At 69.7% G+C, this 24,902-nt stretch carries 32 protein-coding genes; 21 read left to right on the top strand and 11 right to left on the bottom strand.

The features are described from left to right. A complete protein-coding gene (gene gap / locus VGN45_RS12440; protein ID WP_327462924.1) occupies positions 1–1,008 on the bottom strand; it encodes a type I glyceraldehyde-3-phosphate dehydrogenase in 1,008 nt (335 codons plus the stop codon). Positions 1,009–1,187: 179 nt separating this feature from the next. On the opposite strand from gap, the gene VGN45_RS12435 reads away from it, so the two are divergent. Further along, the gene (locus VGN45_RS12435) at positions 1,188–2,366 is read left to right on the top strand and encodes a S41 family peptidase (RefSeq protein ID WP_327462922.1); all 1,179 of its coding nucleotides are present in this window, start codon (positions 1,188–1,190) and stop codon (positions 2,364–2,366) included. Positions 2,367–2,369: 3 nt separating this feature from the next. Here VGN45_RS12435 and VGN45_RS12430 read toward each other — a convergent pair whose 3' ends face one another. Then, the gene (locus tag VGN45_RS12430) at positions 2,370–3,902 is read right to left on the bottom strand and encodes an ATP-binding protein (RefSeq protein WP_327462920.1); all 1,533 of its coding nucleotides are present in this window, start codon (positions 3,900–3,902) and stop codon (positions 2,370–2,372) included. Further along, positions 3,899–4,603, bottom strand: coding sequence for a response regulator (locus VGN45_RS12425; protein ID WP_327462917.1), 705 nt, complete (start codon positions 4,601–4,603; stop codon positions 3,899–3,901). Before VGN45_RS12425 ends, VGN45_RS12430 begins: the two co-directional genes overlap by 4 nt. Positions 4,604–4,732: 129 nt before the next feature. Between VGN45_RS12425 and VGN45_RS12420 the strand changes: the two genes are divergently transcribed. Further along, positions 4,733–5,455 carry a hypothetical protein gene (locus VGN45_RS12420; protein WP_327462915.1) on the top strand — a complete coding sequence of 241 codons (723 nt, stop codon included), beginning with the start codon at positions 4,733–4,735 and terminating at the stop codon, positions 5,453–5,455. Between the two features lie 54 nt (positions 5,456–5,509). After that, positions 5,510–6,733 carry a S41 family peptidase gene (locus VGN45_RS12415; RefSeq protein ID WP_327462913.1) on the top strand — a complete coding sequence of 408 codons (1,224 nt, stop codon included), beginning with the start codon at positions 5,510–5,512 and terminating at the stop codon, positions 6,731–6,733. A 28-nt stretch (positions 6,734–6,761) separates the two neighbouring features. Here the strand turns inward: VGN45_RS12415 and VGN45_RS12410 are convergent, their stop codons facing one another. Both VGN45_RS12410 and VGN45_RS12405 read right to left on the bottom strand, forming a co-directional pair. Then, complete coding sequence (locus VGN45_RS12410) at positions 6,762–7,475, bottom strand: NAD-dependent deacylase (protein WP_327462911.1); 714 nt, start codon at positions 7,473–7,475, stop codon at positions 6,762–6,764. A gap of 9 nt (positions 7,476–7,484) precedes the next feature. Next, entirely contained in the window at positions 7,485–8,318 is an 834-nt protein-coding gene (locus VGN45_RS12405; RefSeq protein ID WP_327462908.1) for a hypothetical protein, read from the bottom strand. Positions 8,319–8,585: 267 nt separating this feature from the next. Between VGN45_RS12405 and VGN45_RS12400 the strand changes: the two genes are divergently transcribed. The 12 genes from VGN45_RS12400 to VGN45_RS12345 all read left to right on the top strand — a co-directional run bounded on the left by VGN45_RS12400 (position 8,586) and on the right by VGN45_RS12345 (position 16,602). Continuing rightward, complete coding sequence (locus tag VGN45_RS12400) at positions 8,586–9,158, top strand: OmpA family protein (protein WP_327462906.1); 573 nt, start codon at positions 8,586–8,588, stop codon at positions 9,156–9,158. A gap of 97 nt (positions 9,159–9,255) precedes the next feature. Then, positions 9,256–9,738, top strand: coding sequence for a hypothetical protein (locus tag VGN45_RS12395; protein WP_327462904.1), 483 nt, complete (start codon positions 9,256–9,258; stop codon positions 9,736–9,738). Continuing rightward, entirely contained in the window at positions 9,735–10,841 is a 1,107-nt protein-coding gene (locus tag VGN45_RS12390; RefSeq protein ID WP_327462902.1) for an S-(hydroxymethyl)glutathione dehydrogenase/class III alcohol dehydrogenase, read from the top strand. Before VGN45_RS12395 ends, VGN45_RS12390 begins: the two co-directional genes overlap by 4 nt. A 37-nt stretch (positions 10,842–10,878) precedes the next feature. Continuing rightward, positions 10,879–11,226 (top strand): VOC family protein, encoded by a 348-nt coding sequence (locus VGN45_RS12385; protein WP_327462900.1) that lies wholly within the window; start codon positions 10,879–10,881, stop codon positions 11,224–11,226. Positions 11,227–11,288: 62 nt separating this feature from the next. Next, positions 11,289–11,672 carry a VOC family protein gene (locus VGN45_RS12380; protein ID WP_327462898.1) on the top strand — a complete coding sequence of 128 codons (384 nt, stop codon included), beginning with the start codon at positions 11,289–11,291 and terminating at the stop codon, positions 11,670–11,672. 54 nt (positions 11,673–11,726) lie between these two features. Then, on the top strand, positions 11,727–12,560 hold the full coding sequence (fghA, locus tag VGN45_RS12375; RefSeq protein WP_327462896.1) for an S-formylglutathione hydrolase: 834 nt from the start codon (positions 11,727–11,729) through the stop codon (positions 12,558–12,560). A gap of 3 nt (positions 12,561–12,563) precedes the next feature. Beyond that, positions 12,564–12,788: a hypothetical protein gene (locus tag VGN45_RS12370; protein ID WP_327462894.1), complete on the top strand. Its 225-nt coding sequence runs from the start codon at positions 12,564–12,566 to the stop codon at positions 12,786–12,788. Positions 12,789–12,877: 89 nt separating this feature from the next. Then, complete coding sequence (locus tag VGN45_RS12365) at positions 12,878–13,486, top strand: superoxide dismutase (protein WP_327462892.1); 609 nt, start codon at positions 12,878–12,880, stop codon at positions 13,484–13,486. 98 nt (positions 13,487–13,584) lie between these two features. After that, positions 13,585–14,529, top strand: coding sequence for an MBL fold metallo-hydrolase (locus tag VGN45_RS12360; protein ID WP_327462890.1), 945 nt, complete (start codon positions 13,585–13,587; stop codon positions 14,527–14,529). Positions 14,530–14,679: 150 nt separating this feature from the next. Then, positions 14,680–15,297: a 30S ribosomal protein S4 gene (gene rpsD / locus VGN45_RS12355; RefSeq protein WP_327462888.1), complete on the top strand. Its 618-nt coding sequence runs from the start codon at positions 14,680–14,682 to the stop codon at positions 15,295–15,297. A gap of 235 nt (positions 15,298–15,532) precedes the next feature. After that, positions 15,533–16,093 carry a hypothetical protein gene (locus VGN45_RS12350; protein ID WP_327462886.1) on the top strand — a complete coding sequence of 187 codons (561 nt, stop codon included), beginning with the start codon at positions 15,533–15,535 and terminating at the stop codon, positions 16,091–16,093. Next, a complete protein-coding gene (locus VGN45_RS12345) occupies positions 16,072–16,602 on the top strand; it encodes a hypothetical protein (RefSeq protein ID WP_327462884.1) in 531 nt (176 codons plus the stop codon). The genes VGN45_RS12350 and VGN45_RS12345 overlap by 22 nt, the downstream gene beginning before the upstream one ends. A gap of 72 nt (positions 16,603–16,674) precedes the next feature. Here the strand turns inward: VGN45_RS12345 and VGN45_RS12340 are convergent, their stop codons facing one another. From VGN45_RS12340 to VGN45_RS12330, 3 genes are all read right to left on the bottom strand, one after another. Beyond that, complete coding sequence (locus VGN45_RS12340) at positions 16,675–17,103, bottom strand: acyl-CoA thioesterase (RefSeq protein WP_327462882.1); 429 nt, start codon at positions 17,101–17,103, stop codon at positions 16,675–16,677. A 6-nt stretch (positions 17,104–17,109) separates the two neighbouring features. Further along, a complete protein-coding gene (gene grxD / locus VGN45_RS12335; protein WP_327462880.1) occupies positions 17,110–17,457 on the bottom strand; it encodes a Grx4 family monothiol glutaredoxin in 348 nt (115 codons plus the stop codon). Positions 17,458–17,528: 71 nt separating this feature from the next. Next, on the bottom strand, positions 17,529–19,577 hold the full coding sequence (locus VGN45_RS12330; RefSeq protein WP_327462878.1) for a TonB-dependent receptor plug domain-containing protein: 2,049 nt from the start codon (positions 19,575–19,577) through the stop codon (positions 17,529–17,531). Positions 19,578–19,941: 364 nt separating this feature from the next. Between VGN45_RS12330 and VGN45_RS12325 the strand changes: the two genes are divergently transcribed. The 3 genes from VGN45_RS12325 to VGN45_RS12315 are packed head-to-tail and all read left to right on the top strand — an operon-like array spanning position 19,942 to position 21,904. Continuing rightward, positions 19,942–21,435: a DEAD/DEAH box helicase gene (locus tag VGN45_RS12325; protein ID WP_327462875.1), complete on the top strand. Its 1,494-nt coding sequence runs from the start codon at positions 19,942–19,944 to the stop codon at positions 21,433–21,435. A gap of 59 nt (positions 21,436–21,494) precedes the next feature. Then, a complete protein-coding gene (locus tag VGN45_RS12320; protein WP_327462873.1) occupies positions 21,495–21,692 on the top strand; it encodes a DUF1902 domain-containing protein in 198 nt (65 codons plus the stop codon). Positions 21,693–21,709: 17 nt separating this feature from the next. Beyond that, on the top strand, positions 21,710–21,904 hold the full coding sequence (locus tag VGN45_RS12315) for a type II toxin-antitoxin system HicA family toxin (RefSeq protein ID WP_327462871.1): 195 nt from the start codon (positions 21,710–21,712) through the stop codon (positions 21,902–21,904). Here VGN45_RS12315 and VGN45_RS12310 read toward each other — a convergent pair. The 3 genes from VGN45_RS12310 to VGN45_RS12300 are packed head-to-tail and all read right to left on the bottom strand — an operon-like array spanning position 21,901 to position 23,340. Further along, positions 21,901–22,644, bottom strand: coding sequence for a competence/damage-inducible protein A (locus tag VGN45_RS12310; RefSeq protein ID WP_327462953.1), 744 nt, complete (start codon positions 22,642–22,644; stop codon positions 21,901–21,903). The two genes, VGN45_RS12315 and VGN45_RS12310, sit on opposite strands and share 4 nt — an antisense overlap. Then, entirely contained in the window at positions 22,641–22,913 is a 273-nt protein-coding gene (locus VGN45_RS12305) for a hypothetical protein (protein WP_327462869.1), read from the bottom strand. Before VGN45_RS12305 ends, VGN45_RS12310 begins: the two co-directional genes overlap by 4 nt. Before the next feature lies 1 nt (position 22,914). Continuing rightward, the gene (locus VGN45_RS12300) at positions 22,915–23,340 is read right to left on the bottom strand and encodes a hypothetical protein (RefSeq protein WP_327462867.1); all 426 of its coding nucleotides are present in this window, start codon (positions 23,338–23,340) and stop codon (positions 22,915–22,917) included. Positions 23,341–23,470: 130 nt separating this feature from the next. On the opposite strand from VGN45_RS12300, the gene map reads away from it, so the two are divergent. Genes map through VGN45_RS12285 form a run of 3 tightly spaced genes read left to right on the top strand, consistent with a single transcriptional unit; the run spans position 23,471 to position 24,894 of the window. Continuing rightward, positions 23,471–24,292, top strand: coding sequence for a type I methionyl aminopeptidase (gene map, locus VGN45_RS12295; RefSeq protein WP_327462865.1), 822 nt, complete (start codon positions 23,471–23,473; stop codon positions 24,290–24,292). Between the two features lie 40 nt (positions 24,293–24,332). Then, on the top strand, positions 24,333–24,614 hold the full coding sequence (locus VGN45_RS12290) for a BrnT family toxin (RefSeq protein ID WP_327462863.1): 282 nt from the start codon (positions 24,333–24,335) through the stop codon (positions 24,612–24,614). Continuing rightward, positions 24,604–24,894, top strand: coding sequence for a BrnA antitoxin family protein (locus tag VGN45_RS12285; RefSeq protein ID WP_327462861.1), 291 nt, complete (start codon positions 24,604–24,606; stop codon positions 24,892–24,894). The genes VGN45_RS12290 and VGN45_RS12285 overlap by 11 nt, the downstream gene beginning before the upstream one ends. The last annotated feature ends 8 nt before the right edge of the window (positions 24,895–24,902 follow it).

Below are 24,902 nucleotides of genomic sequence, written 5' to 3'. Positions count from 1 at the left end.
TTAGATCAGCTTGCTCATCACCAGCGCCGTGTCGCTCATCCGCGTCGCGAAGCCCCATTCGTTGTCGTACCAGCTCAGCACGCGGGCCAGCTTGCCGTCGACGACCTGGGTCTGGGGCAGGGCGGCGGTGGAGCTGGCGGAGACGTGGTTCAGGTCCATCGACACGACGGGGTCCACAGTGGTCGCCAGCACGCCCTTCATCGGACCGTCGGCGGCGGCCTGGAGCGCGGCGTTGATCTCTTCGACCGTCACTTCGCGTCCGGCGACGACCTTCAGGTCGACGACCGAGACGTTCGGGGTCGGGACGCGGATGGACGAGCCGTCCAGCTTGCCCTTCAGCTCCGGCAGGACCAGGCCCAACGCCTTGGCGGCGCCGGTCGAGGTCGGGATCATCGACAGGCCGGCGGCGCGGGCGCGATACAGGTCCTTGTGCATCGTATCCAGCGTCGGCTGGTCGCCGGTGTAGGCGTGGATCGTGGTCATGTAGCCGCGCTCGATCCCGAACAGGTCGTGCAGCACCTTGGCCACCGGGGCCAGGGCGTTGGTGGTGCAGCTGCCGTTCGAGACGATGATGTCGTCCTTCGTCAGGGTCTCGTGGTTGACCTTGAAGACGATGGTCTTGTCGGCGTTCTCGCCGGGGGCGGAGATCAGCACGCGCTTGGCGCCGGCCTTCAGGTGCGCCTCGGCCTTGTCGCGGGCGGTGAAGATGCCGGTGCACTCGAACGCGATGTCCACGTTCAGATCCTTGTGCGGCAGGTTCGCCGGATCGCGCTCGGCCGTGACCTTGATCTTGCCCAGCCCCACGTCGATCCAGTCGTCGCCCGCCTCGACCGTGCCGGGGAAGCGGCCGTGGACGCTGTCGTAGCGCAGCAGGTGGGCATTGGTTGCCACCGGGCCCAGGTCGTTGATGGCCACCACCTCGACGTCGCGGCGGCCGTGCTCGACGATCGAGCGCAGGACGAGACGGCCGATGCGGCCGAAGCCGTTGATGGCGACGCGGACGGTCATGGTGGGGGCTCCCGAGGCTGTGGTGTTCGTTGGGCGCCTCAATGGAACCGCGACGCCCGGGGATCAACCCCGGAGACGTAACAAGGCGTGATCGGTTGTTTCGGGCGTGGCGTCTGGTCGCTTTCCTGAAGGCCAAGGTTCGCCTATGGTCAAGCGTCCTTTACACGGAGACGCCCGCCATGATGGGTCGCCGCGCCGCACTGGCCACGCTTCTGACCTTCGTCCTCGCCCTGGCCGCCCCGGCCGAGGCGCAGGACGCCCAGCGGCGACGGCTGAACGCCCAGGTGTTCGACACGGTCACCCGCACCGTCGAGCGGCAATACTGGAACGAGGCCGGGCTGGACGCCGTCTGGGACGCCCGCGTCCGCGACCTGCGCCCCCGGGCCGTGGCCGCGCCGGACGAGACGGCGCTGTACGACGTGATGACCCTGTTGCTGGATCCGTTCGCGGACGAGCACATGAACGTCCAGGGCCCCTCCGTGTTCGAGGCTTTGGCGCGTGCCCAGGCCCCGCGGTTCTCGGCCGGCTTCAAGGTGCGGCAACGGGGGCTGAGGCATCAGGTCACGGACGTCACGCCCGGCGGCCCGGCGGCGCTGGCGGGCATGCGGCCGGGCCAATGGCTGGACCGGATCGACGGCGCGCCCTTCACCATCCCCGCCATGCTGGCCGCGCGCGAGGGCCAGACCCTGACCTTCGGACTGACGCTGCCGGACGGCACGACGCGCGACGCCGCCGTCACCCTGGCCCCGCCGCGCCCGCCGGAGCCCGCGCGACGGTCGCTGGCGACGGCCGACGGCGTGCACGTGCTGGCATGGGACGGCTTCGACGAGGGGGTGGCCGAATGGGTGGACGGCGAGCTGGCGGCCCTGGCCCCCGGCACGGCCGTGGTGCTGGACCTGCGGGGCAACAACGGCGGGTTGATGAACGAGCTGCGCCGCATCCTCGGCTGCTTCGTGGCTCCGGGCACGCCGCTGTTCGTCGTGGTCACCCGCGACGGAGAGCCGGAGACGCTGGACGCCCTGGCCGGCTGCCGCCCCTTCGCCGGGCGTGTGGTCGTGCTGGTCGACGGGCTCAGCCTCAGCGCGGCGGAACTGCTGCCCGCCTCGATCGCGGAGCTGGGTCGCGGCGTGGTGGTCGGCCAGCGGACCGGCGGCTCGGTCCTGCTGTCGCGGCACACCGACCTGCCCGACGGCGGGCGGCTGTCCGTCAGTCGTGCCGACCTGCGCACCGTCGGCGGCACGCGGCTGGAAGGCGTCGGCGCGGTTCCGACCGTGGAAGCGGTGACGACCTTCGACGACCGGGTCGCGGGCCGTGACCCCGCGCTGGACGCGGCGGTCGCCGCGGCGCGGAGCGACTGACCGTCAGGCCGGAGGCAGCGCCAGCTCGGCCGACAGGCCGCCTTCCGCGCGATTGCTCAGCACCACGTCCCCGCCGTGGGCGCGGGCGGCCTGACGCGCGACGGTCAGACCCAGCCCGGCGCCGCCCGTCTGGCGGTTGCGGCTGGGCTCGGCGCGATGGAAGGGTTCGAACACGGCCTGCAACTGATCCTCGGGCAGCCCGGGGCCGTCGTCTTCGACGCGCACGACGGCGCGACCTTCCACGATCGCCGTCGAGACGCGGGCCGATCCGGCGTACTTGACGGCGTTGGCGATCAGATTGGCCACGGCGCGGCGCACGGCGCTGGGATCGGCGCTCACCCGCAGCGCAGGCCCCGCCACGAAGGTCACGCCCTCTCCGGTCTCCGAAAAGCCGCGTGCGCAGTCGCCCGCCAGGGCGGTCAGGTCGAACACCTCGACCCGCTCCGGCGGCGCCTCGCCCCGGACATAGGCCATGGCCTGACCGATCAGGGCATCCATCTCCTCGACGTCGGCCGCCATGCGGTCCCGCAGGGCGTCGGGCGCCTGCTCCGCCCGGAAGCGCAGGCGGGTCAGCGGCGTGCGCAGATCGTGGGCGATGGCGGCGACGGTCTGGGTCCGGCGGCGCATGTGGTCGCGCAGCGACGCCTGCATGTCGTTGAAGGCGTGAATGGCGGTGCGCACTTCCGACGGCCCCGACGGCGTCAGCGGCTCGGCGTCCGGGTTCGCGCCCAGCCGCTCGGCCGCCGCGGCGAACACGCGGATCGGCCGCGTCAGGCGCCGCGCCATCCACCAGACCAGCGGCGACAGCAGGATCAGTGAGATGCCCAGCGCCAGCAGCAGCCGCGACTGCCACGGCGACAGCAGGGCGCGCGGCGGCTCCACCGTGGCCCAGCGCCCGTCGTCCAGCCGAAGCGAGGCCGCGAAGGGGGCGAAGGTCAGGCGGTCGGCCGTGACGGTGAAATGTCGAACCTCGGCCCCTTCCACGATCACGGTTCCCGGCCCGTGCCCGGCGTGGCGCGGGGGCAGGGGAATTCGGATCTCGGGCGGGGCGGGGGGAGCAGGGGGCGCCGCGACCCATGCGGGCGCGGTAGGACCAGGTGGCGGCGGCGGTGGAGGTTCGGGGGCCGCCGCCGGCGCCCTGCGCATCACGAAGACCTGGGATTCCGTGGTTGCCTGATCATCCGACGGCCCCCGACGACGCGGCGCCTGCATCGGGGCCATGGCCACGCGGACGCGCTCGGGCGGCACGTCAAGGCGGTCGGCCAGGGCCGTCCGGACCGCCGTGGTCAGGGCCTCCGGCTCCGGCGTCGCAGGAACGGGGCGGTCGTCGATCCGGCGCGTCAGCCGTTTTCCGTCCGTGGTCTCGGCCGGCCGGCCGCGCAGGGCGTCGGCGGCGGCCTGAAGGCTGAAGCCCGCCGGCGGAGGGTCGGGCGCCAGCAGGACGACGGCGAAGGCCACCGCGTGGGACAGCAGCACCGCCGCGGCCGCCAGCGCGGCCACCTGAACGAAGACGGGCAGGGCCCCGGGCCGCGTCACCGCCGGCTGACCTTGGCGTCGAAGCGATACCCCTCGCCGCGCAGAGTCTGGATCAGCTCCAGTCCCGTGCCGTCGTCCAGCTTGCGCCGCAGGCGGCTGATCGACACGTCGATGGCCCGGTCGAACACGTCGGCGTCCTGGCCCCGCGCCTTCTCCAGCAGCTGGTCGCGCGTCAGAACCCGTCCCGCGCCCTCCGCGAAGGCGCGCAGCAGGGCGAACTCGCCGGCGGACAGGGTCACGTCCTGTCCGTCCGGCCGCGTCAGCGCCCGGCGCATCAGGTCCAGCCGCCAGCCGGCGAAACACAGGGCCGCCCCCGCCTCGCCCGCCGCCTCGCGCGGGCGACGCAGCACCGCCCGGATGCGCGCCAGCAGTTCGCGCGGATTGCACGGCTTGGGCAGATAGTCGTCGGCCCCAAGCTCCAGACCGATGATCCGGTCGGTGTCCTCGCCCATGGCCGACAGCATGACGACGGGCGGGCCGTTCCCCGCCAGCCGCCGAACGACCGACAGGCCGTCCTCGCCGGGCATCATGACGTCCAGCACGATCAGGTCCGGCCGCCGCGTCTGCAGCGCCCGGTCCATCTCGGCGGCCGACGCCGCGCCCTCGGCCTCATAGCCGTGGCGGGTCAGATAGTCGGTCAGCACCTCGCGGATGCCGGGGTCGTCGTCGACCACGAGGACGTGCGCGGAAACGTCGGTCATCCATGGCATCATGGCGACCGTTCGCGCCCGCGTCATTTCAGCGATGAAACAAATCGGCCGGCGGATGAAACACGGACGCAAGCGGCGCATGATGGTCTTGCGTCGAACGCGAACTCTCAAGGATCCGCCATGCTGCTGTTTTCCCTGTCCGCCGCCGCCCTGATCGCCGTTCAGGATCCGCCGCCCCCGCCGCCGGCTCCGCCCGCCCCTCCGCGGGTGATGATGTTCAGCCAAGGCGGCCCCGGGCTGGACAAGGACGGCGACGGCTTCGTCAGCCGCGACGAGTTCGCCGCACCCATGACCGACCACTTCGGCCGGCTGGACAAGGACGGCGACGGACGCCTGTCCACGGAAGAACTGTCTTCGGGCGGTCCCGGCGAGCACGACGTCATGATCCGCCGCGGCGGCCCCATGAGCTGGACGTCGTCCGAGGAGGACGGCCGCCATATCGTGGTCATGGGCGGACCTGACGGCGGCGAGACCCGCACCTGGACCAGCGAGGACGGGCGCGAGGTCCGCGTCGAAACCGTGGTGTTGCACGGCGGGCCCGGCGCGCCGCACGCCATGCCCCTGCCGCCTCATCCACCGCATGCCCCGGGCGCTCCGCATCCCGAAGGCGCCAACGTGTTCGTCCACCGCATGGGCGGCCCAGAAGGAACCTTCGTCCACGGGCCCGGCGACCTGGACAAGGACGGCGACGGCCGGGTGACCGAGGACGAGTTCCTGGCTCCGATGCGCGAGGGCTTCCGCAAGATGGACGCCGACGGCGACGGCGTGTTGGCCGAGGGCGAACGCGGCCGGTCCGACGTCCGCGTCTTCACCCGACGCGTCGAGGCGCCGACGGCCGACTGAGGGCGGATCGGCCCCGCTTGCGGACGGGGGCGATCCGCCCCTATCGTCCGGCCCATGACGACCGGACGTGGAACCGACATGCTGCGCGCCGCCCTGATCGGGGCGGCGTTGCTGTGCGCGCCCGCCGCCCGGGCTCAGGAGACCGCGCCCGCGGCCGCCGTGGCGGCGGACGTCGCGGAACGTCGGGCCATGAACGCCCGCGTCTTCGACCGCGTCTGGACCGAGGTGCGGCGCGAATACTACGACCCGAACCTGAACGGCGTGGACTGGGACGCCGCGCGCGAGACCTGGCGACCGCAGGCGCTTGCGGCCGTCGACGACGGCCAGCTGTATGCGGCGCTGAACGGGTTGCTGGACCTGCTGGACGACGCCCACGCGGCCGCCTCGTCTCCGGCCTCCGTCCGCCGACAGGACGCCCAGCACCGCGACCGGCCCGTCATCGGCATCACCGTCGCGCGTCAGGACGACGGCGGCTATCGGGTCGAGGCGGTCCGCGAAGGCTCCGCCGCGGCCGAGGCCGGCGTACAGGTCGGCTGGCGCCTGGGCGGCGGCTGGACGCCGGATCACGACGTGTTGGCCGGACAGGCCGTGCGCGTCGATTTTCTGGACGATGCGGGCGGACGGCATCAGATGGCGCTGATGCCGCGCATCATGCCGCCGCTGCCGGTGTTCACGGCCGACCGATCGCGGCCCGGCGTCCTGGTGCTCAGCGCGCGCGCCTTCGATCCCGGAATGGGCCGCTGGATGGGCGCCGAGCTGGCGGGGCTGCCCGAAGACGTCGACGTCATCCTGGATCTGCGCACCAACTCCGGCGGCCGGTTGTACGAGGCCGAGGCCGTGCTGGGATGTTTCCTGCCCGGCGAGCTGACCTGGGCCTGGCGCACCGGCCGGGGCGGGCGGCGTCAGCCGCTGACCACCGGCGCGCCGTGCGGCGAGCTGGCCGAGCCCCTGCCCAACGACCTCGCCGTCCTCGTCGGGCCGGGCAGCCGATCGGCCGCGGAACTGACGCCGGCGGCGCTGCAGGAATCGGGGCGCGCGGTCATCGTCGGCGCGCCGACGCCGGGCGCCGTGCTGATCTCGCTGGACACCGACCTGCCCGACGGCGGACGCCTGACCCTCAGTCGGGCCGACTTCGTCACCGTCTCGGGCGTGCGTCTGGAAAAGACCGGCGTGCGCCCCGACGTGATCACGCCCACGTCCGACGAAGCGCTGGACGCCGCGATCGCCGCCTTGGCCGATCCGGTCGAGACGGCCCGCGCGGGCGCCGGCGCGGACTGAACGTCGCGTCTCCGACGGGGCGTCGACTTCAGCGGAGCTCGCTCACCCACTTCGGAACCTCCAAAGAAGCGGGCCCGTGGCGGGTTTCGTCGAACTGCGTCGTGCCCATCGACGGTTCCAGGTTGATCTCCAGCGTGCGCGCGCCCGCCGCCCGCGCCGATCGCACGAACCCCGCCGCCGGCCAGACGGCGCCCGAGGTGCCGATGGAGACGAACAGGTCGCAGGCCGCCAGCGCCGCCTCGATCGCCTCCATCTCCAGCGGAACCTCGCCGAACCAGACGACATGCGGACGCATCCGGCCGTCCGGGTGATGTGGGGAAGGCTCGTGCGGGGCCATCGGGCCGGGCCAGTCCGTCACCGTGCCTGAGGCCGTGCAGCGCGCCTTTCTCAGCTCGCCGTGCATGTGGATCAGGCGGAATCCGTTGGCCGGCGGCGTCTCGGCATGCGCTCGGTCGTGCAGGTCGTCGACGTTCTGCGTCACCAGCGTCAGCCGCCCGGTCCACCGCGCCGCCAGATCGGCCAGCGCCCGATGCGCGGCATTGGGTTGAACCGTCGGCAAGGCCGCGCGCCGCAGATCATAGAACCGCTGCACCAGCGCCGGATCCCGCGCGAACGCCTCAGGCGTCGCCACATCCTCGAACCTGTGCCCCTCCCACAGGCCGCCCGCGTCGCGGAAGGTCGACACCCCGCTTTCGGCCGAGATGCCGGCGCCGGTCAGGATGAAGATCTCGCGGGCGTTCATGCCGCGACGCTAGTCGATGCCCAGCAGGTCGCGCCAGCGCCAGGCGCCCGTGCCCAGAGCCACCTTCGGCCCGTTCGCCGTGCCGTCCAGCGAGACGACGGCCAGGCCGCGCACCGTCTCGTCCTTGCAGGCGCGCGGCGCGAAGCCGACCTCGACCGCCACGGCCTGGCGCAGTCCCGCCAGCCCCTTGCCCGCCTGGCCGGGGCTTTGCAGCCAGTCGCCGTCCCAGACCAGCACGGCCTGTCCCGCCGCCCCGCGGGCCGTCAGGGTCGTCGCCACGGCGCGACGCAGCTCCAGGTCGTCGCGCAGGGCCCGCTCCAGCCGGCCGATCATGTCGCAGGATCCGCCGGCGCCGTCTCCGCCCGGTCCGCCGCCGCCCGCGCCGCCGCCGGACCCTCCGCCCCCCGCGCGCAGGGCGCCGGCCAGCCGTGCGCCGCCGATGACGGGCAGGTCCGGGACGGAGGGCGTCGCCTCAGCCGCGGCCGGGCGCGTCGGGACTTCCGGTGAGGGAGGCGTCTTGCGCGCGGCGACGGGAGGGCGAGGGGCGGGCACCGGGGCGCGAGCGGGTTCCGGAGCGGGCGCGGCTTCGCTGGAGCCGGCGGCCGGACCTTCGGCCGCGGGCGCCTCGTCCGGTGCGGGCGCCGGCGGCGGCTGCGGGGGTGGCGGGGGCTCCGGGGCCATCAGCTCGATCAGCGTCACGGGCGGCTGCGGCGGGGCCGCTTCCGGACGGCGCAGCGACAGGCCCAGGATCATCGCCGCCTGCACCCCGACCGCCAGCGCCAGCGCCGCCGACCAGCGGCCGGCGCCCGAACCCTGCCTCGGCGGTTCCTCGGGGCGTCTCATTCCCGCGATGAAGCGGCGCCGCGTGTCAGGATCGTGGCCGCGCGACCTTCACCTCACCGCGTCCCGGCATCGCCGCCCGCGACAACTCCCGATGCGGCCGGATCGTTCCAAACGGACACGAATCTTGCCGAAAAGACGACATACCGCCGTTCGAAACGCCAAAACATTGCCCAAAACACGCCATTAGGTCGCCCTGCGCGCTGCGATACCTGCCCCGCTTGCGCCTAGGGGCCGAGGTGGCGCGCCGGCGATGATGGAGTTCTCCCCTTGACCCGATCCAACCTGCGCACGGCCCTGATGGGCGGCGCCCTGCTGTCCCTCGGCCTGGTCGTCAGCGGCTGCGCCAGCCACCGCTTCGTGCGCGAGAACGTCGCCGTGGTCGATCAGCGCGTCACCGAGGTCGACGGCCGCGTGACCCGCGTCGAAGGCACGGCCGGCGAGGCCCTGGCCCGCGCCGACGCCGCCCACAAGCTGGCCGAAGGCAAATTCCTGTACGAAGTCGTGCTGTCGGACGACTCGGTGAAGTTCCCGAACGACGCCAGCGCCCTGTCGTCCGAGGGCGAGGCCCGTCTGGGCGAGCTGGCCCAGCGCCTGAAAGCCGAGAACCGCAACGTCTATCTGGAGATTCAGGGCTTCACCGACGCCTCGGGCGACGAAGAGTACAACATGCGCCTGGGCGAGCAGCGCGCCGAGGCCGTGCGCCGTTACCTCAGCCAGCAGGGCGTGCCGCTGAACCGCATGGCGACCATCTCCTATGGTGAGACGAACCCGGTCGCGGACAACACCACTCGCGAAGGCCGCGCCCAGAACCGCCGCGTGGCGATCGTGGTTCTGAGCTGACGGAGCGCGGACCTGGAGGTCCGCGCCTCATGAGTCTGGCGCTCTTCGGCCGAGCCCCCTAATCGTCGGCCCGTCCGACGATTAGGGGAGCCCGCCCATGACCGAAGGTAACTTTCCGCCGGAAGGTACGGTTTATGGCGGCTGGTCATTGAACCAGGAGCGGTCGTTCCTTGAGGACTTGGTTCACAAGCGGCTCACACTTCTGGCCGCTTTCGTGGCCCTGATTTTTGCGGGAGCCGTGAACGCGCCCAGTCCCAGCATCGTCCAAGCCTCTGTCTTGACGTTTGGCACTGTGGTTGCGGCCGCATTGGCCTCGGCGACGATGCGATCTCACGAGAAACTCTCGATCATACTCACGGCCATCAAGGGCAATGATCCCTCCCACCCGGTCACCAGCGTAGACGCGGTAGCGAGCAGACGATCAAGGTTCGCCCTTGTAGGGAGTGCGGTGCCTGCACTCTGCTTCGGTGCCGTCGCCACAGCGACGGTGGCGTCTTGGTTCGCCTGTTTCGGGTTTACCGTGGAAGCAGCCTTCGCGAACGTAGGCCTGCCCCTGAGTGTTTTGGAGAGCCGCCCATGAAGACCCGCGCCGCCGTCGCCTTCGAGGCCAAGAAGCCGCTCGAGATCGTCGAGGTCGATCTGGAGGGGCCGCGCGCGGGCGAGGTGCTGGTCGAGATCAAGGCCACGGGGGTCTGCCACACCGATGCCTACACCTTGGACGGGCTGGATTCGGAGGGCATCTTCCCGAGCATCCTTGGCCATGAGGGCGCGGGCGTGGTGGTCGAGGTGGGGCCGGGTGTGACCTCGGTGGCCGTCGGCGACCATGTGATCCCGCTCTACACGCCGGAGTGCCGCCAGTGTAAATCGTGCCTCAGCCGCAAGACCAACCTGTGCACCGCCATCCGGGCGACGCAGGGCAAGGGGCTGATGCCCGACGGCACGAGCCGCTTCAGCTACAAAGGTCAGGCCATCGCCCACTACATGGGCTGTTCGACCTTCTCGAACTACACGGTCCTGCCCGAGATCGCGGTGGCGAAGATCCGCAAGGACGCGCCCTTCGACAAGGCCTGCTACGTCGGCTGTGGCGTGACCACGGGCGTCGGCGCGGTGGTCAATACGGCCAAGGTCGAGCCGGGGGCCAACTGCGTCGTCTTCGGCCTGGGCGGCATCGGGTTGAACGTGATCCAGGGGCTGAAGATGGTCGGGGCCGACATGATCGTCGGCGTCGACATCAATCCCTCGAAAGAGGAGTGGGGCCGACGCTTCGGCATGACCCACTTCGTCGATCCGCGCGGCGTGACCGACGTGGTCGCCCATCTGGTCGAGCTGACCGGGGGCGGGGCCGACTACACCTTCGACTGCACCGGCAACACGACGGTCATGCGTCAGGCCCTGGAGGCCTGCCATCGCGGCTGGGGCGAGAGCGTCATCATCGGCGTGGCCGAGGCGGGCAAGGAGATCGCCACCCGCCCGTTCCAGCTGGTCACCGGCCGGGTCTGGAGGGGCTCGGCCTTCGGCGGCGCGCGCGGCCGGACCGACACGCCGCGCATCGTCGACTGGTACATGGACGGCAAGATCGAGATCGATCCGATGATCACCCACACCCTGCCGCTGGAGCGGATCAACGAGGCCTTCGACCTGATGCATGAAGGCGAGAGCATCCGCAGCGTGGTGGTGTTCTAGGGAGGTCCGTCCAATGGGCCGCTGGTACACTCGCCCCATGATCTTCGTGAGCGACGTCGAGGCGTCTGCCGACTTCTACACCCAGGGACTCGGCTTCACCGAGGCCTGGTCGTTCCGCGACGACGCCGGGAAGAAATTCGTATCCCAGGTCGATCGCGACGAGACCGAGATCATCCTCTCCAGCCAGTGGCCCGACCGCGTGGGCAAGGGGATGCTGTTCATCGAACTGGTCGCCGAGGACTGGAAGGCGCTGCCCGCGGCGTTGAAGGCCGGCGGCGTCCCGTTCCGCGAGGGCTGGTGGGGCTATCGGTCGCTGATCGTCACGGATCCCGACGGCAATGAGCTGTACTTCCCGGATCCGAACGATCAGGGCGGCGATCGCTGAGCCCTTGCGCTCGAAGGTCAGTTCGCTAAAACAACTTACAGAAAATGCTCGGGAGGGATCGCATGTTCACCCACGTCACCGTCGGCGCGAACGACGTCGAGGCGTCGCGCCGCTTCTATGACGCCGCGCTGGGCGCGCTGGGCGTCGAGCCGGCCAGCGGGCCGGACGCCAAGGGCCGCTTCTGGTGGCGCACGCGCATGGGCGCCTTCGCCGTGGGCACGCCGATCGACGGCGACCCGGCGTGCCACGCCAATGGCGGCACCATCGGCTTCCATGCGAAGACGCCCGAGATGGTCCAGGCCTTCCACGACGCCGGCGTCGCAGCGGGAGGCAAGGCGATCGAGGACCCGCCCGGCGAGCGCGTCGGGCCGTTCGGCACGCTGGTGCTGGCCTATCTGCGCGATCCGTCCGGCAACAAGATCTGCGCCATGCATCGCCCCGGATAGCCGCTGCGCCGCTTCCGGGATGACAAGCCGCGTCCCGGATGGGAAGAGCGGCGCATGGAGACGCTGAAGACCCACGCCGTCCACGGCGGCACGTTGCGCTATCTTAAGCACGACAGCGCGGTGACCGGCACGTCCATGACCCTGTCGGTGTTCGTCCCGACGGGCACAGGGCCGTTCCCCGTGCTGATCTGGCTGTCGGGCCTGACCTGCACCGAGGACAATTTCACCACCAAGGCCGGGGCCTATGCCGCCGCGGCCGCGCACGGCCTGATCGTCGTCGCGCCCGACACCTCGCCGCGCGGGGAAGGGGTGGCCGACGATCCGGCGTACGATCTCGGGCAGGGGGCCGGCTTCTACGTCGACGCGACGCAAAAGCCGTGGGCGTCGCATTTCCGCATGGAAAGCTACGTCACGGATGAGCTGATCGCCTTGGTCGACGCTGAGTTTCCCACCACCAGGACCCGCTCCATCTCCGGCCACTCCATGGGCGGCCACGGCGCGCTGACGCTCGCGCTGAACCATCCGGAGCTGTTCCAGTCCGTCTCGGCCTTCGCCCCGATCAGTTCGCCGACGCGCTGCCCGTGGGGCGAGAAGGCCCTGACCGCCTATCTCGGGGCCGATCGCGCCGGCTGGGCGCGCCACGACGCGGCGCGGCTGATCGAGGCCGGCGCGGCGCACGGCGTCTACGACGACATTCTGGTCGATCAGGGCGACGCCGATCCCTTCCTGACCGATCAGTTGAAGCCCGACCTGCTGGTCGCGGCGGCCAGGGCGTCCGGCCAGAAGCTGACGCTGCGCATGCAGCCGGGCTACGACCACAGCTACTTCTTCATGGCCAGCTTCATCGCCGACCATGTGGCGTTTCACGCCCGACGGCTTAAGGGCTGAGCCATGACCGCCCCCGACCACACCGAAATGTTCGCCGCCCTGTGCCGCGAGGTGGGCTTCTGCCTGCATGAGAAGGGCGAGCAGCGCGTGATCGCCGCCCTGCCGAACGGTCTGGACGCCGCCGTCCGCGCCGTTCTGGCGGCCGAGGGCGTGGACGAGCCGAACGCGCCGGGCGACCTGAAGCGCGCCATCCGCGACTGCCTGAAGGCCAACCTGCCGCAGGCCTGATCGGAACGGAATCCGCCCGCCGCCGCTTGGGTTTTCAGCCCCGGCGCCTATTTGCAGCGCCTCAGGAACCCCAAGACCGGAGCCTCCCCATGGCCTTCACCCTGCCGCCCCTGCCTTACGCCTACGACGCGCTGGAACCGGCCATCGACAAGGAGACGATGACCTTCCACCACGACAAGCATCACCAGACCTACGTCGACAATCTGAACAAGGCCGTCGACGCCGACCCGGCCCTGCAGGGCAAATCGCTGGAGGAACTGTTCGTCGGCATGTCGAAACTGCCCAAGGCGGTGCGCAACAACGGCGGCGGCCACTGGAACCACAGCCTGTTCTGGGAACTGCTGGCCCCCGAGGGCCAGACCGGCGAGCCCTCGGCCGAGCTGGCCGCCGCGATCGACCGCGACCTGGGCGGCATGGACAAGTTCAAGGAAGACTTCAACGCCGCCGGCGCGGGCCAGTTCGGCTCGGGCTGGGCCTGGCTGATCGTCCAGGACGGCAAGCTGAAGGTCACCTCCACCCCGAACCAGGACAACCCGCTGATGGACGTCGCCGACGAGCGGGGGACGGTGGTCCTGGGAGCCGACGTGTGGGAGCACGCCTATTATCTGAAATACCAGAACCGCCGCGCCGACTATCTGAAGGCCTTCTGGTCGGTGGTGAACTGGAACAAGGTCAACGCGCTGTTCGCCGCGGCCTGACGACACAAAAGCCGACCGTCGCGGAAACTTCACCGCGGCGGTCTGGCGCCGGGCCGAAGCCTGACCATATCGACTCCGAACCCAAGGGAGGCTGACCCATGACCGCGCATTTCAAGCTCGCCGCCGCAGCGGCGGCGCTCTCGGCCCTGCTGGCCGCCTGTTCCCCCGCCGCCGAGAAGACCGAGGCTGGCGAGACTGCCGCCGTCGCGGTTCAGGCCGGCGCCGACGTGCAGCCGTTCAAGGTCGGCGCCCTGGACGTCGTCGCCCTGCGCGACGGGGGCATGACCGGCGTGCCCAACGACAACAAGATCCTGGCCGTCGACCGCACGCCGCAGGAGGTTGCGGCCGTCCTGACCGCCGCCGGCCTGCCGGGCGACAGCTTCGACCTGTCGATCCAGCCGCTGCTGGTGCGCGACGGCGACGCGGTGGTGCTGATCGACGCCGGCGCCGGCACGGGCATGGGGCCGACTGCCGGCAAGCTGCCCGCCTCGCTGGCCGCGGCGGGCGTCCAGCCGGGTCAGATCACCGACATTCTGATCTCGCACGGCCACGGCGACCACGTCGGCGGGCTGGTGACCGGCGACGGCGCCCTGACCTTCCCCAACGCCACCATCCGCATGACCGAGGCCGAGTGGACCGCCATCAAGGCCGACGCGTCGCTGGCCGCGTTGGTCGCGGCGATCACGCCCAAGGTGGAGACCTTCGCCCCCGGCGCCCAGGTGACGCCGTCGATCAAGGCCTATGCCATCGACGGCCACACGCCGGGTCACAGCGGCTATGAGATCGTCTCGGGCGGCGAGCGGCTGCTCTACATCGGCGACATGGCGCACCATCACGTCATCTCGGTCCAGCGCCCCGACTGGCGCATCCAGTTCGACGCCGACGCCCCGACCGCCCAGGCCAGCCGCAAGGCCGTCTTCGGTCGGGCCGCCGACGAGAACCTGAAGGTCTACGCCGTGCACTTCCCCTTCCCGGGCGTGGGCCGCGTGCGCCGCGAGGGCGAGACCTTCGTCTGGGTTGCGGAAACGCCCGCCCAGCCTTGACGAAAGGGGGCGGGGTCGTCATAAGCCCCGCCTTCACGTCCCGGTCCTCGGATCGGGGCGCGAAACCACTACGGACGATGCGTGGACCGCCGTTGAGATCGCCTTCCCAATACTGGGGAGGCCGGGCCGCATCATGATGAAGAGCGACACATGTCCAAGCGCCACAGCGCCAAGTACAAGATCGACCGCGCCATGGGTGAAAACCTGTGGGGCCGGTCCAAGTCCCCGGTCAACAAGCGCAGCTACGGCCCCGGCCAGCACGGCCAGCGCCGCAAGTCGAAGGTCTCTGACTTCGGCCTGCAGCTGAAGGCCAAGCAGAAGCTGAAGGGCTACTACGGCAACATCACCGAAAAGCAGTTCGCCAAGACCTATGAGCTGGCGGCCCGCAAGAAGGGCAACACCGCCGAGGCCCTGATCGGCCTTCTGGAAGCCCGTCTGGACGCCGTGGTCTATCGCGCCAAGTTCGTGCCGACCGTCTGGGCCGCGCGCCAGTTCGTGAACCACGGCCACGTCACCGTGAACGGCAAGAAGGTGAACATCGCCTCCTACTCCGTGAAGATCGGCGACGTCGTCGAGGTCAAGGAAAAGAGCCGCAACATGGCCCTGGTCCTGGAAGCCCAGCAGTCGTCGGAACGCGACGTGCCGGACTATCTGGAGATCGGCGACCGCGGCTTCTCGGTCCGCTACGTCCGCACCCCGGAACTGGCCGACGTGCCGTTCCCGGTGAAGATGGAACCGAACCTGGTCGTGGAATACTACGCGTCGTAAGCTTCGCTTCCGACGCTCTTTAGGGCGCTATGCTCGGCTCGCGGATCCTCGCGACTTGAGCGCGTCCGATCCGCCCTCAAGCAGCGAGCGACCGCGTCGCGAGCGGTAGGGCAAGAATCAAAGGGCCCCGGCGACCGCCGGGGCCCTTTTCGTTTGGCCGGACGGCGTTACGAAAGCTTCACTTGCCAGCGGATGTAAAGCGTCCTTTCCATGCGGGGTCTGGGGAGATCACACCATGCACCGTCGCGCCTTCATAGCCGCTTCCGCCGCCGCCGCCCTGCCGCTTCCGGCCGCCGCGCAGGAGCCCGCCTGGGTCAGGCTGCCGACCGAACCCTATCGCGGGAAGCAGGACGACGTCGTCTTCGTGGATGAGAACACGGGCTGGTACGGCAACGGCGCCGGCAAGCTGTTCAAGACGACCGACGGCGGCCGAAGCTGGAACCAGCAGCTGGATCGCCCCGGCACCTTCGTGCGCGCCCTGGGCTTCGTCGACGCCAACCTCGGCTTTCTCGGCAACATCGGCCCGGACTACTTCCCGGGCGTGACCGACGCGACGCCGCTGTACCGCACGCGCGACGGGGGCGCCTCTTGGGAAGCGGTGAACATCGAGGGCCCGGCGGTGAAGGGCATCTGCGCCATCGACGTGTTGAAGATCCCCTTCATCAACGCCGGGGTGCTGGACCACCGCGTGACGATCCGCGCCGGCGGCCGCGTGGGCGCGCCGGCCTTCCTGGCCACCTCGCGCGACCGGGCGAGACGTGGACGTCGGAGGACATGTCGGCCCACACGGCCATGATCCTGGACGTGCAGTTCCTGACCGAACAGGTCGGCTTCATCTGCGGCGCCACGTCCGGGGACGTGCAGGCCTCGCACGCCCTGATCCTGCGCACCGGCGACGGCGGCGCGACCTGGCACAAGGTCCACCAGGGCGCGCGGCCTTGGGAGACGACCTGGAAGATGAGCTGGCCCTCTCCCAAGATCGGCTACGTCACCATCCAGAGCTATGATCCCGACACGACGAAGTCGGCGCGGTACGTCGCCAAGTCCATCGACGGCGGCTTGACCTGGACGGAGCTGCCGTGGGTCGACGACCATGCCGTGCGCGCCTTCGGCATCGGCTTCGTCGACGATCGGCGCGGCTGGATCGGCGCCGTGCCCGGCGGCTTCGAGACCCGCGATGGGGGCCGGACCTGGACGCGGGTCCAGATGGGCAATGCCGTCAACAAGATCCGCATCGTCCCCCGCGCCGACGGCGGCAAGTCCGTGATCGGCATAGGCGTGGAACTGCACCGGCTGGATCTCTGAAAGGAGCGCGGACGTCCACGTCCGCGTCTTTGCGGCGAGAGTTCGCGGACCTGGAGGTCCGCCCTCCCAAGGCTATCGCCGCTCGAACGTCGGCAGCATGTCGGCCGGGATGCGGTGCGGGCGCATGGTCCTGGCGTCCACCAGCACCCATTCGGTGACGCCCTGGGCGCACAGGCGGCCCTCGCCGTCCTCGATGCGGACATAGCGGCTGAAGCGCGGCCCCTGCGGATCGCCCACCCAGGTCCGGGCCTTCACGCCCGTGGCGTCGGGGGGCAGGGGGCGGAAGTAGTCGACCTCATGCCGGGTGCCGACCCACGACCATTTCGCCCGCGTCTCCGCATCGAACCGCGCGTTCCAGTGGGCGGTGCCCGCGTCCTGCAGCCAGCCGACGTAGACCACATTGTTCACGTGGCCGTTTTCGTCGATGTGCTCGGGCAGGACCGTCAGCGGCAGCTCGAAGATCTCACGGTCCGGACGCGGCTCCAACTGGGCGCGCGGCATCCGACGTCAGGCCTCGCCCAGGGGCACGCCCTTCTCGGCCATCAGGGACTGCAACTCGCCGGCCTGGAACATCTCGCGCACGATGTCGGAGCCGCCGACGAACTCGCCCTTCACATAGAGCTGGGGGATGGTCGGCCAGTCGGTGAAGACCTTGATGCCCTCGCGCAGCTCGTCGCTCTGCAGCACGTCCACGCCCACGAACGGCGCGCCGACGTGATCGAGTATCTGCACCGCCTGGGAGGAGAAGCCGCAGCGCGGCTGGTCCGGCGATCCCTTCATGAACAGGACCACGTCGTGGTCCGCCACGGTCTTGGCGATGAAGTCGCGGACGGGATCGGAAGCGGCGTCGGTCACGGGCGGAGCCTTTCGGAGTTCGTCCGTCAGCTAGGCGCCGCCCGACGCCGGGTCAAGCCGTGCTCCCGTCCTCAGAACGTCCGCCGCACCTGCACGAACAGCCACGGGCTCATCTGCGTGCGCCGCACCTCGCGGAAGGCGACCGGACTGACGTCGCGCGGCCCCGTGTAGATCACGCGGTCATATCCGGTGGCGCGATCGGTGGCGTTGCCCAGGTCCACGCGCAGCGTCGTGCGATCGTCCGGCTTCCATTGGCCCCAGACCGTCACGAACGGTTCCGCATAGCCCTCGCGCACCTCGCGGATGCGGAAGCGCGAGCCGCGATCGACGTTGCACCCGTGTTGCAGGCCCCACGTCCACCGGCCGCCCGCCAGATCCTGGTTGAAGTCGATGCCGCAGCCGAAATACTGGTTGCCCTGGAAACGGCGCGCCTCGCCCGTCAGCGGGTCGATCACTTCGGTCCAGGACCAGCTGCCGCGCAGGATCAGCCGCCCCCCCGGAACGCCCAGCCGGGTGGTGGGCAGGGTCAGCCGCAACTGGAAGAAGTCCGACGTGCCGTCGCCGATGTTGCCGACGCCTTCGAACCCGCCCGTCAGGGGGATCAGATCGACGACGTCCTCGACCTCCGAATGGCTGTAGGTGACGTCGAACACCCCTTCGTCCCAGAACCGCCGCTCATAGACGCCTTGCAGAACCCAGGCCTTGTGCGGCTCCAGGTCCGGATTGCCGGCTTCCACGTCGCCCACGTCGATGTCGGCCGAGGCGACGAAGTCGCCGAAATCCAGCTGACCCACCTCGCGCTCCAATCGGATGCGGAACTGGTGGCCCGGCGCTGGGGTGAAGGTCGCCTGCACGCGAGGCTTGGGATAGACGAACGACTTGGACAGGTCGCTGTCGCCCGACTGGCTGATCTCCGACACCTCCACCCGCATGCCGGCTTCGATCGTCCAACGGTCGGACGGTCGCCAGGTGGCCTGGCCGAAGACCTCGCCGCGCAGTTCCTCGACCTTCACCGACGCGTTGCCCAGCGGCACCGGCACGCCGTTTTCGGAATAGGCCGTGTCGCTGTCCAGGAAGTTGTAGGCCACCTCGCCGCCGGTCTCGTAGGCCCAGCGGTCGTTCGGGCGGAAGCGCAGGACGCCGCGCGCGATCGACTCGCCTCCGGTCGAGTCGGCCGTGAACGTCGACGTCTGGCCCGCCGACGCGGAATCGCCGACGTAATCCTCGGCGCCGTAGCGTTGCAGGGCGGTGAGCTCCAGCGAGGTGCGCGGGCTGAGGTCGCGTGACCAGTTGACGCCGACCTCGCCCTCCAGATCGCTGTTTTCCTCGATGTTGAAGCTGTCTGTGCCGGGGCCGGAGCGGATCAGCAGGTCCTGTTCGTTCTCGTTGTTCTGCCAGTTCAGCAGGCCGTTCACCCGCAGGCGGCCGCCGCCGACCGTGCGCTGGACCGCTCCGGTGACGCGGGCGTTGCGGAACCGATCCCACAGCACCAGGTCGGCGTCCTGGATGAGGGCGCCGTTGACGTCATAGCGGCGGCGGAAGCCGTCGCCGGTGCCGTCGGTGCGATCCGTCGTCGTCGAAAAGCTGGCCTCGGTCTGATTCTCGCCCTCTCGGCGCGACCACTGTCCGGCCAGGATCGGGCCGACGTAGCCGTCGGGATAGAAATAGGCGTTGGTCTCCAGCACCCGTTCGGTCGTGACGGTGCGCTTCAGCACCACGTTGGCGACCACCGTCTGGCCCTGCATGTCGATGCCGGGGGCGCCGCCGCGGATCAGCTCGATGCGCTCGACGCTGTCGGCCGAGATGCGGCGCAGCACGCCCTCCAGCCCGTCGGACTTGGCCGCGGGCCGGTCGCCGTCGATCAGGACGTTGCCCGCCGCGCCGGCGAAGCCCCGCGTGCCGCTGTCGCCCGGGTTGAAGGCGAATCCGGGCAGGCGCGCGATCATGTCCAGGGCGGTGTTCGGCGAGGAACTGGCGAAGAAGTCGGGCGTGAAGACCAGCACGCCCTGCTGGCCCTGAACCGACGACGGGTCGGCCGTCGGCGTCTGGATCACCTGCGCCTGGGCCGCGCCGGTCATCAGCGCGCAGAAGGCGGCGCCGGCGGTCAGAATGGTCTTCATGGGTCCCTCTCCCTGTCGACGGTCTGAGTGGCCTGCCCAGCCGCGGTCCTCCAGTTACAAGGCCGCAAGGTGGGTGAATTCGGAGACAGGTTCCGGGCGGAAGCGGGGCCGCTCGCCCGGACCGCCTTGACTTGGCCCCATTGCACGCCCATCTGCCGCGCCGTCGCATCATCGCGACGACCGGCGCTCCGGCGCGTGTGGGCCCCTCCCCGGGCTTTTCCGTAGCAGCGGCCGGTTCCTCAAGATCATTCGTCGCCACGACACGCGGGGCGACGCCCGCACTGAAGGCCCGCAGGGGCCCGAAGGCGTGCGTCGATGCCCGACACGATCGGCCGCGCGCGTCTTCGCACATGAAAGACGCCACGTGACGCAATCCACTTTCGAGACTTTCGGCCTGAACCCGCAGCTGCTCAGCGCGCTTAAGGCCGCGGGCTATGAGACGCCCACCCCCATCCAGACCAAGGCCATCCCCGACGTGATGGCCGGCAAGGACCTGCTGGGCATCGCCCAGACGGGCACCGGCAAGACCGCCGCCTTCGCCCTGCCGATCCTGCATCGCTTGGCCGCCAACCGCACCCCGCCCGTGCCGCGCACCACGCGCTGCCTGGTGCTCAGCCCCACGCGCGAGCTGGCCACCCAGATCGCCGAGAGCTTCAAGACCTACGGCAAGAACCTGGGCTTCCGCGTCGCCGTGGTCTTCGGCGGCGTGAAGTACGGCGCGCAAGAGCGCGCCTTGCAACAGGGCCTCGACGTCCTGGTCGCCGCCCCCGGCCGCCTGCTGGACCACATCCAGCAACGCAACATCGACCTGTCGGCCACCGAGATCTTCGTCCTGGACGAGGCCGACCAGATGCTGGACCTGGGCTTCATCAAGCCGATCCGCCAGATCACGGCCAAGCTGCCGGCGCGGCGCCAGAACCTGTTCTTCTCGGCCACCATGCCGTCGGAGATCGGCAAGCTGGCGTCCGAGCTGCTGAAGGATCCGGTCAAGGTCCAGGTCACGCCCCAGGCGACGACCGTCGAGCGCATCAAGCAGTCGGTGATCTGGGTCGAACAGGGCCGCAAGCGCGCCCTGCTGACCGAGCTGTTCAGCGATCCGGCCTATACGCGCTGCCTCGTCTTCACCAAGACCAAGCACGGCGCCGACAAGGTCGCGGCCTATCTGGAGGCCGGCGGCGTCGAGGCCGGCGCCATCCACGGCAACAAGAGCCAGCCCCAGCGTGAGCGCGCTCTGCAGGCCTTCAAGGACGGCAAGCTGCGGGTGCTGGTCGCGACCGACATCGCGGCGCGCGGCATCGACGTCGACAAGGTGACCCACGTCGTCAACTTCGAGCTGCCGCACGTGCCGGAAAGCTACGTCCACCGCATCGGCCGCACGGCGCGCGCGGGCAAGGACGGCACGGCCATCAGCTTCGTCGCCGGCGACGAGATGAAGCTGCTGCGCGACGTCGAGAAGGTCACGCGTCAGAAGATCCCGGCCATCGACCGTCGCAACGACAAGCAGCTGGCCCAGCTGGACGCGACCATCATGGCCGCGGGCGTCGGCAAGAAGGCCAGCATCGACTCCGCGGGCGTCTCGGAGCGCCAGGAGCAGCAGGGCCGCGGCGGCCGGGGCCGCAACCGTCGTCAGGGCGAGCGCCCCGAGGGCGGCGGCCAGCCGCACCGTGCGCGCAAGCCGGGCGGCCAGCGCGACCGCACCCATCACGGCGACCGCCCGGCGGCGGTCAAGACCTTCGACCCCCTGGCCGGCGAGCGCACGACCCCTTCGCCCAAGCCCGAGGGCGAACTGAAGCGCCGCCCCCGCCGTCGCAAGCCCTCGAACGGCGGCAAGGGCTACGGCGGCCAGAAGGCGGTCTGAGGCCCGTCCCCGAGGCCCGTCGCATTGACGGGCCTCGGCCTCGCGCCCATCATCGGCGCATGGCGCACTACACCGTCACGGCCGTCTGGGACCCTGAAGCCGGGGTCTACTGGTCGCAAAGCGACATCGTCGGCCTGAACGTCGAGGCCGAAACCCTGAGCGCGTTCGTCGACCTGGTGGAGACGCTGGCGCCGGAACTGATGCGCGACAACGGCATGGCCGTCGGGCCCGTGACCATCACCGGCGAGGGGCGCTGAAGGCGGCTTCCTGAAGCGTGCCCAAGGATTTCTACCCGGAGATCGAGCGGCGGCTGCGCGAGGCGGGTTGCGCTTTCGTCAGACCCGGCAAGGGCAGCCATGAAATCTGGTTCAGTCCGGCCACCGGCAAGACCTTCGCCGTCCCGCGCACCAAAAGCCGGCACATGGCCAATCAAGTCCTGAAAGACGCCGGGCTGCCGAAAGCCTTCTAGCCGGCGACGGCGATCCCGGCCTCCGCCAGGGCGTCCGCCAAGGCGCGCGTGGCCCTGTCCACCGCGTCTTCGTCGCGTCCCCGCACCACCAGATTCGTGCCGACCTCGCCCACCGATCCGTGGCCGAACGGATAGCTGCCGAAGCTCAGCTCGCGGTTCGCTCGCGCGGCCGTCGACAGAATCTCGGCCACGGAACCTTCGCCGACGCCCGTCACCCGCAGCGTCCGGGAATGCACGACGGCGCCCGTCCGCAGGCGCGGGGCCACATCCTCCAGCATCGCCGTCATGATCTTGGGCACGCCCGCCATGACGAAGACGTTGCCGATCTGGAACCCCGGCGCGTCGGTCACCGGATTGGCGATCAGGCTGCCGCCGTCGGGAATGCGCGCCATCCGCCGCCGCGCGGCGTTGAAGTCGTCGCCATAGCGGCGCGACAGGATCGCCAGCGCCTCGGGATGCTCCGGCAAGGCCACCCCGAAGGCCTGCGCCACGGCGTCGGCCGTCATGTCGTCGTGCGTCGGTCCGATGCCGCCTGTGGTGAAGACGTAGTCGTGGGCCGCTCGCAGCTCGTTCAGCACGGCGACGATGCGGTCGACGTCGTCCCCGATCACCCGCGCCTCGATCAGGTCGATCCCCAGCGCCGACAGAAAGCGCGCGATCGTGTTCGTGTTGGTGTCCAGCGTCCGTCCGGACAGGACCTCGTCGCCGATGACAAGGACGGCGGCGGTGGGGGAGGTCAGATCGAGGTCCGCTTGTCTTGCTTGTCGCCACCACGATCACGATGACCATGCCGACCGGAAAAATACCCGAAAGCCGCTGATCCTACGCCGCCAACGAGAGGGATGGCGCCCACGAGCAGGACCGGCATGGCGCCGGCGGCGGCCACGGCAGCGATTGCGCCGGAGGCAAGCGTGCCGTACGTCCCGAATTCCAGAGCCTTTACCGTACCCTGCGCATCGATCGGCAGCTGATCAACGCTGCTGGCTTTCGGCTTCGGAGGGCTCGGCATTCTAATACATCCCTGCAAACAGCCGGAAGATAGCGCACATTATGGCGGCAGCAAGGGAGAGCCCGCATGACAAACCGGACAGGCGATCCAGGTTGAAGGTGTCTCCTTCCTTGTCTTGAGCGCCAGCGTTCGCGAGAGCCATCGCGAGATAGGCACCCGCCGAGCCAAACAAAATCGGCACGCAGACTGCGATGGCGGCCACTGCAAACCCCGGTGAGCTAGTGGCGGGTCGCTCAAGCAAGAACTTCGCCGCATCCATAAGCAAAATAGCGGCTAGGGTGAATATGTAGAAGAACAGCACTCCATCACGGGCAATCTCCCGAAGCGTCGGCGGTCTGCTTGACAGGCGTCGAATGGCCCAAACCAACAGCACAGGAAGCCCCGGAAGTATGAGGTTTCCCACGGCCCATAGAACGAAGACGTACATGCGTTTCCCCACCCGCGGTTGCGATTAAACCAATGGGTGTGCGAAGGGTCAATCAGTCGCGGCGGCTGGATGTTTGCGACTGTATGCTATCATCTCCACCTCAACCGCCTCCCCCGACGAAGACCGCCTGATGTACGAAACCCCCGAACTCGACGACGACGTCCTGGTCCGCACCCACGAGATCCGGGTGCATGACGCCGAAGCCTTTGAGGGCATGCGCGCGGCCGGGCGGCTGGTGGCCCAGGCGCTGGACATGATCACCGAGTTCGCGGTCCCCGGGGTGACGACGCAGGAGATCGACGACCGCATCCGCGAGTTCACCCTGGACCACGGCGCCCTGCCGGCCTGCCTGGGCTACAAGGGGTATGAGAAGACCGTCTGCACCTCGATCAACCACGTCGTCTGCCACGGCATTCCGGGCGACCGGGTGCTGAAGGACGGGGACGTCGTCAACATCGACCACACCGTGATCGTCGACGGCTGGCATGGCGACTCGAGCCGCATGTACGCCATCGGCGATATCAACACGCGGGCGAAGAAGCTGATCGACGTGACCTATGACTCGCTGGAGGCGGGTCTGGCGGTCATCAGGCCGGGCGCGACCTTCGGCGACGTCGGCTATGCGATCCAGCAGGTCGTCGAGGCGAACCGCATGAGCGTGGTGCGCGACTTCTGCGGCCACGGCATCGGCCGGCTGTTCCACGACAGCCCCAACGTCCTGCACTATGGCCGGCGCGGTGAGGGCGCGGTGCTGAAGGAAGGCATGTTCTTCACCGTCGAGCCGATGGTGAACCTGGGCAAGCCGCACGTGAAGGTGCTGTCCGACGGCTGGACCGCGGTGACCCGCGACAAGTCCCTGTCGGCCCAGTGCGAGCACACCGTCGGCGTCACCGCCGACGGTGTGGAGCTGTTCACGGCGTCGCCCGCCGGTTCGTTCCGTCCTAAGTTCTGAACATGGACCCGCATCAGATTTTCGTATATACGAAAATCTGATGGCCATCGTGTTCGACGCGGCCAAGGATGCGCGCAATCGGGAAAAGCACGGTCTTGCCTTGGATCTCGCCGCGGAGATGGAATTGGATGAAGCGCTGATCGTCCCCGACCTGCGGCATGACTATGGAGAGCCACGATTCAACGCCTACGGCCTGATCTTCGGCAAGCTTCACGCCCTGAGCTTCACCCTTCGCGGAGACGACGTGAGGGTCATCAGCCTGAGGCGCGCTCGAGAGAAGGAAGTCAGGCGACATGCCGAAAGAACCGCAGATGAACCCTGACGACGCTCCGGAACTGTCCGAAGCCGCCGCGCGGAGCGCGGTCAGGGGCCGCGAGATTCTTTCCGACGCTGTGTTGGACCAGTTCCGCCGCTCTCCCGGCCGCCCGCGATCCGAAAGGCCAAAGGTCCCGGTGTCCCTGAGGCTGGACGCGGATGTGGTGGAGCGGTTTCGGGCGACAGGCGACGGTTGGCAATCGCGCATAAATGAACTGCTGCGCGCCGCGGCCTCCGCCCTTCCGGCCAACGACGATCCGGAGCGGGCGGACGACAAGAGGGCTTGACGTCGATT

This window comes from Brevundimonas sp. (genome assembly GCF_035999125.1).
Classification (GTDB): Bacteria; Pseudomonadota; Alphaproteobacteria; order Caulobacterales; family Caulobacteraceae; genus Brevundimonas.
This window is presented reverse-complemented; position numbering and strand designations above follow the sequence as displayed.

Bases quoted from the DNA above. Each gene is read 5' to 3' on its own strand.
- fghA (WP_327462896.1), top strand. From the start codon at position 11,727: ATGGAGACGCTGAAGACCCACGCCGTCCACGGCGGCACGTTGCGCTAT.
- VGN45_RS12435 (WP_327462922.1), top strand. From the start codon at position 1,188: ATGATGGGTCGCCGCGCCGCACTGGCCACGCTTCTGACCTTCGTCCTC.
- map (WP_327462865.1), top strand. From the start codon at position 23,471: ATGTACGAAACCCCCGAACTCGACGACGACGTCCTGGTCCGCACCCAC.
- VGN45_RS12425 (WP_327462917.1), bottom strand. From the start codon at position 4,603: ATGACCGACGTTTCCGCGCACGTCCTCGTGGTCGACGACGACCCCGGC.
- VGN45_RS12395 (WP_327462904.1), top strand. From the start codon at position 9,256: ATGACCGAAGGTAACTTTCCGCCGGAAGGTACGGTTTATGGCGGCTGG.
- VGN45_RS12390 (WP_327462902.1), top strand. From the start codon at position 9,735: ATGAAGACCCGCGCCGCCGTCGCCTTCGAGGCCAAGAAGCCGCTCGAG.
- VGN45_RS12340 (WP_327462882.1), bottom strand. From the start codon at position 17,103: ATGCCGCGCGCCCAGTTGGAGCCGCGTCCGGACCGTGAGATCTTCGAG.
- gap (WP_327462924.1), bottom strand. From the start codon at position 1,008: ATGACCGTCCGCGTCGCCATCAACGGCTTCGGCCGCATCGGCCGTCTC.
- VGN45_RS12305 (WP_327462869.1), bottom strand. From the start codon at position 22,913: ATGCCGAGCCCTCCGAAGCCGAAAGCCAGCAGCGTTGATCAGCTGCCG.
- VGN45_RS12365 (WP_327462892.1), top strand. From the start codon at position 12,878: ATGGCCTTCACCCTGCCGCCCCTGCCTTACGCCTACGACGCGCTGGAA.
- VGN45_RS12410 (WP_327462911.1), bottom strand. From the start codon at position 7,475: ATGAACGCCCGCGAGATCTTCATCCTGACCGGCGCCGGCATCTCGGCC.
- VGN45_RS12385 (WP_327462900.1), top strand. From the start codon at position 10,879: ATGATCTTCGTGAGCGACGTCGAGGCGTCTGCCGACTTCTACACCCAG.
- VGN45_RS12330 (WP_327462878.1), bottom strand. From the start codon at position 19,577: ATGAAGACCATTCTGACCGCCGGCGCCGCCTTCTGCGCGCTGATGACC.
- VGN45_RS12420 (WP_327462915.1), top strand. From the start codon at position 4,733: ATGCTGCTGTTTTCCCTGTCCGCCGCCGCCCTGATCGCCGTTCAGGAT.
- VGN45_RS12405 (WP_327462908.1), bottom strand. From the start codon at position 8,318: ATGAGACGCCCCGAGGAACCGCCGAGGCAGGGTTCGGGCGCCGGCCGC.
- VGN45_RS12360 (WP_327462890.1), top strand. From the start codon at position 13,585: ATGACCGCGCATTTCAAGCTCGCCGCCGCAGCGGCGGCGCTCTCGGCC.
- VGN45_RS12320 (WP_327462873.1), top strand. From the start codon at position 21,495: ATGGCGCACTACACCGTCACGGCCGTCTGGGACCCTGAAGCCGGGGTC.
- VGN45_RS12415 (WP_327462913.1), top strand. From the start codon at position 5,510: ATGACGACCGGACGTGGAACCGACATGCTGCGCGCCGCCCTGATCGGG.
- VGN45_RS12285 (WP_327462861.1), top strand. From the start codon at position 24,604: ATGAACCCTGACGACGCTCCGGAACTGTCCGAAGCCGCCGCGCGGAGC.
- VGN45_RS12345 (WP_327462884.1), top strand. From the start codon at position 16,072: ATGTCGGCCCACACGGCCATGATCCTGGACGTGCAGTTCCTGACCGAA.
- rpsD (WP_327462888.1), top strand. From the start codon at position 14,680: ATGTCCAAGCGCCACAGCGCCAAGTACAAGATCGACCGCGCCATGGGT.
- VGN45_RS12290 (WP_327462863.1), top strand. From the start codon at position 24,333: ATGGCCATCGTGTTCGACGCGGCCAAGGATGCGCGCAATCGGGAAAAG.
- VGN45_RS12300 (WP_327462867.1), bottom strand. From the start codon at position 23,340: ATGTACGTCTTCGTTCTATGGGCCGTGGGAAACCTCATACTTCCGGGG.
- VGN45_RS12350 (WP_327462886.1), top strand. From the start codon at position 15,533: ATGCACCGTCGCGCCTTCATAGCCGCTTCCGCCGCCGCCGCCCTGCCG.
- VGN45_RS12370 (WP_327462894.1), top strand. From the start codon at position 12,564: ATGACCGCCCCCGACCACACCGAAATGTTCGCCGCCCTGTGCCGCGAG.
- VGN45_RS12380 (WP_327462898.1), top strand. From the start codon at position 11,289: ATGTTCACCCACGTCACCGTCGGCGCGAACGACGTCGAGGCGTCGCGC.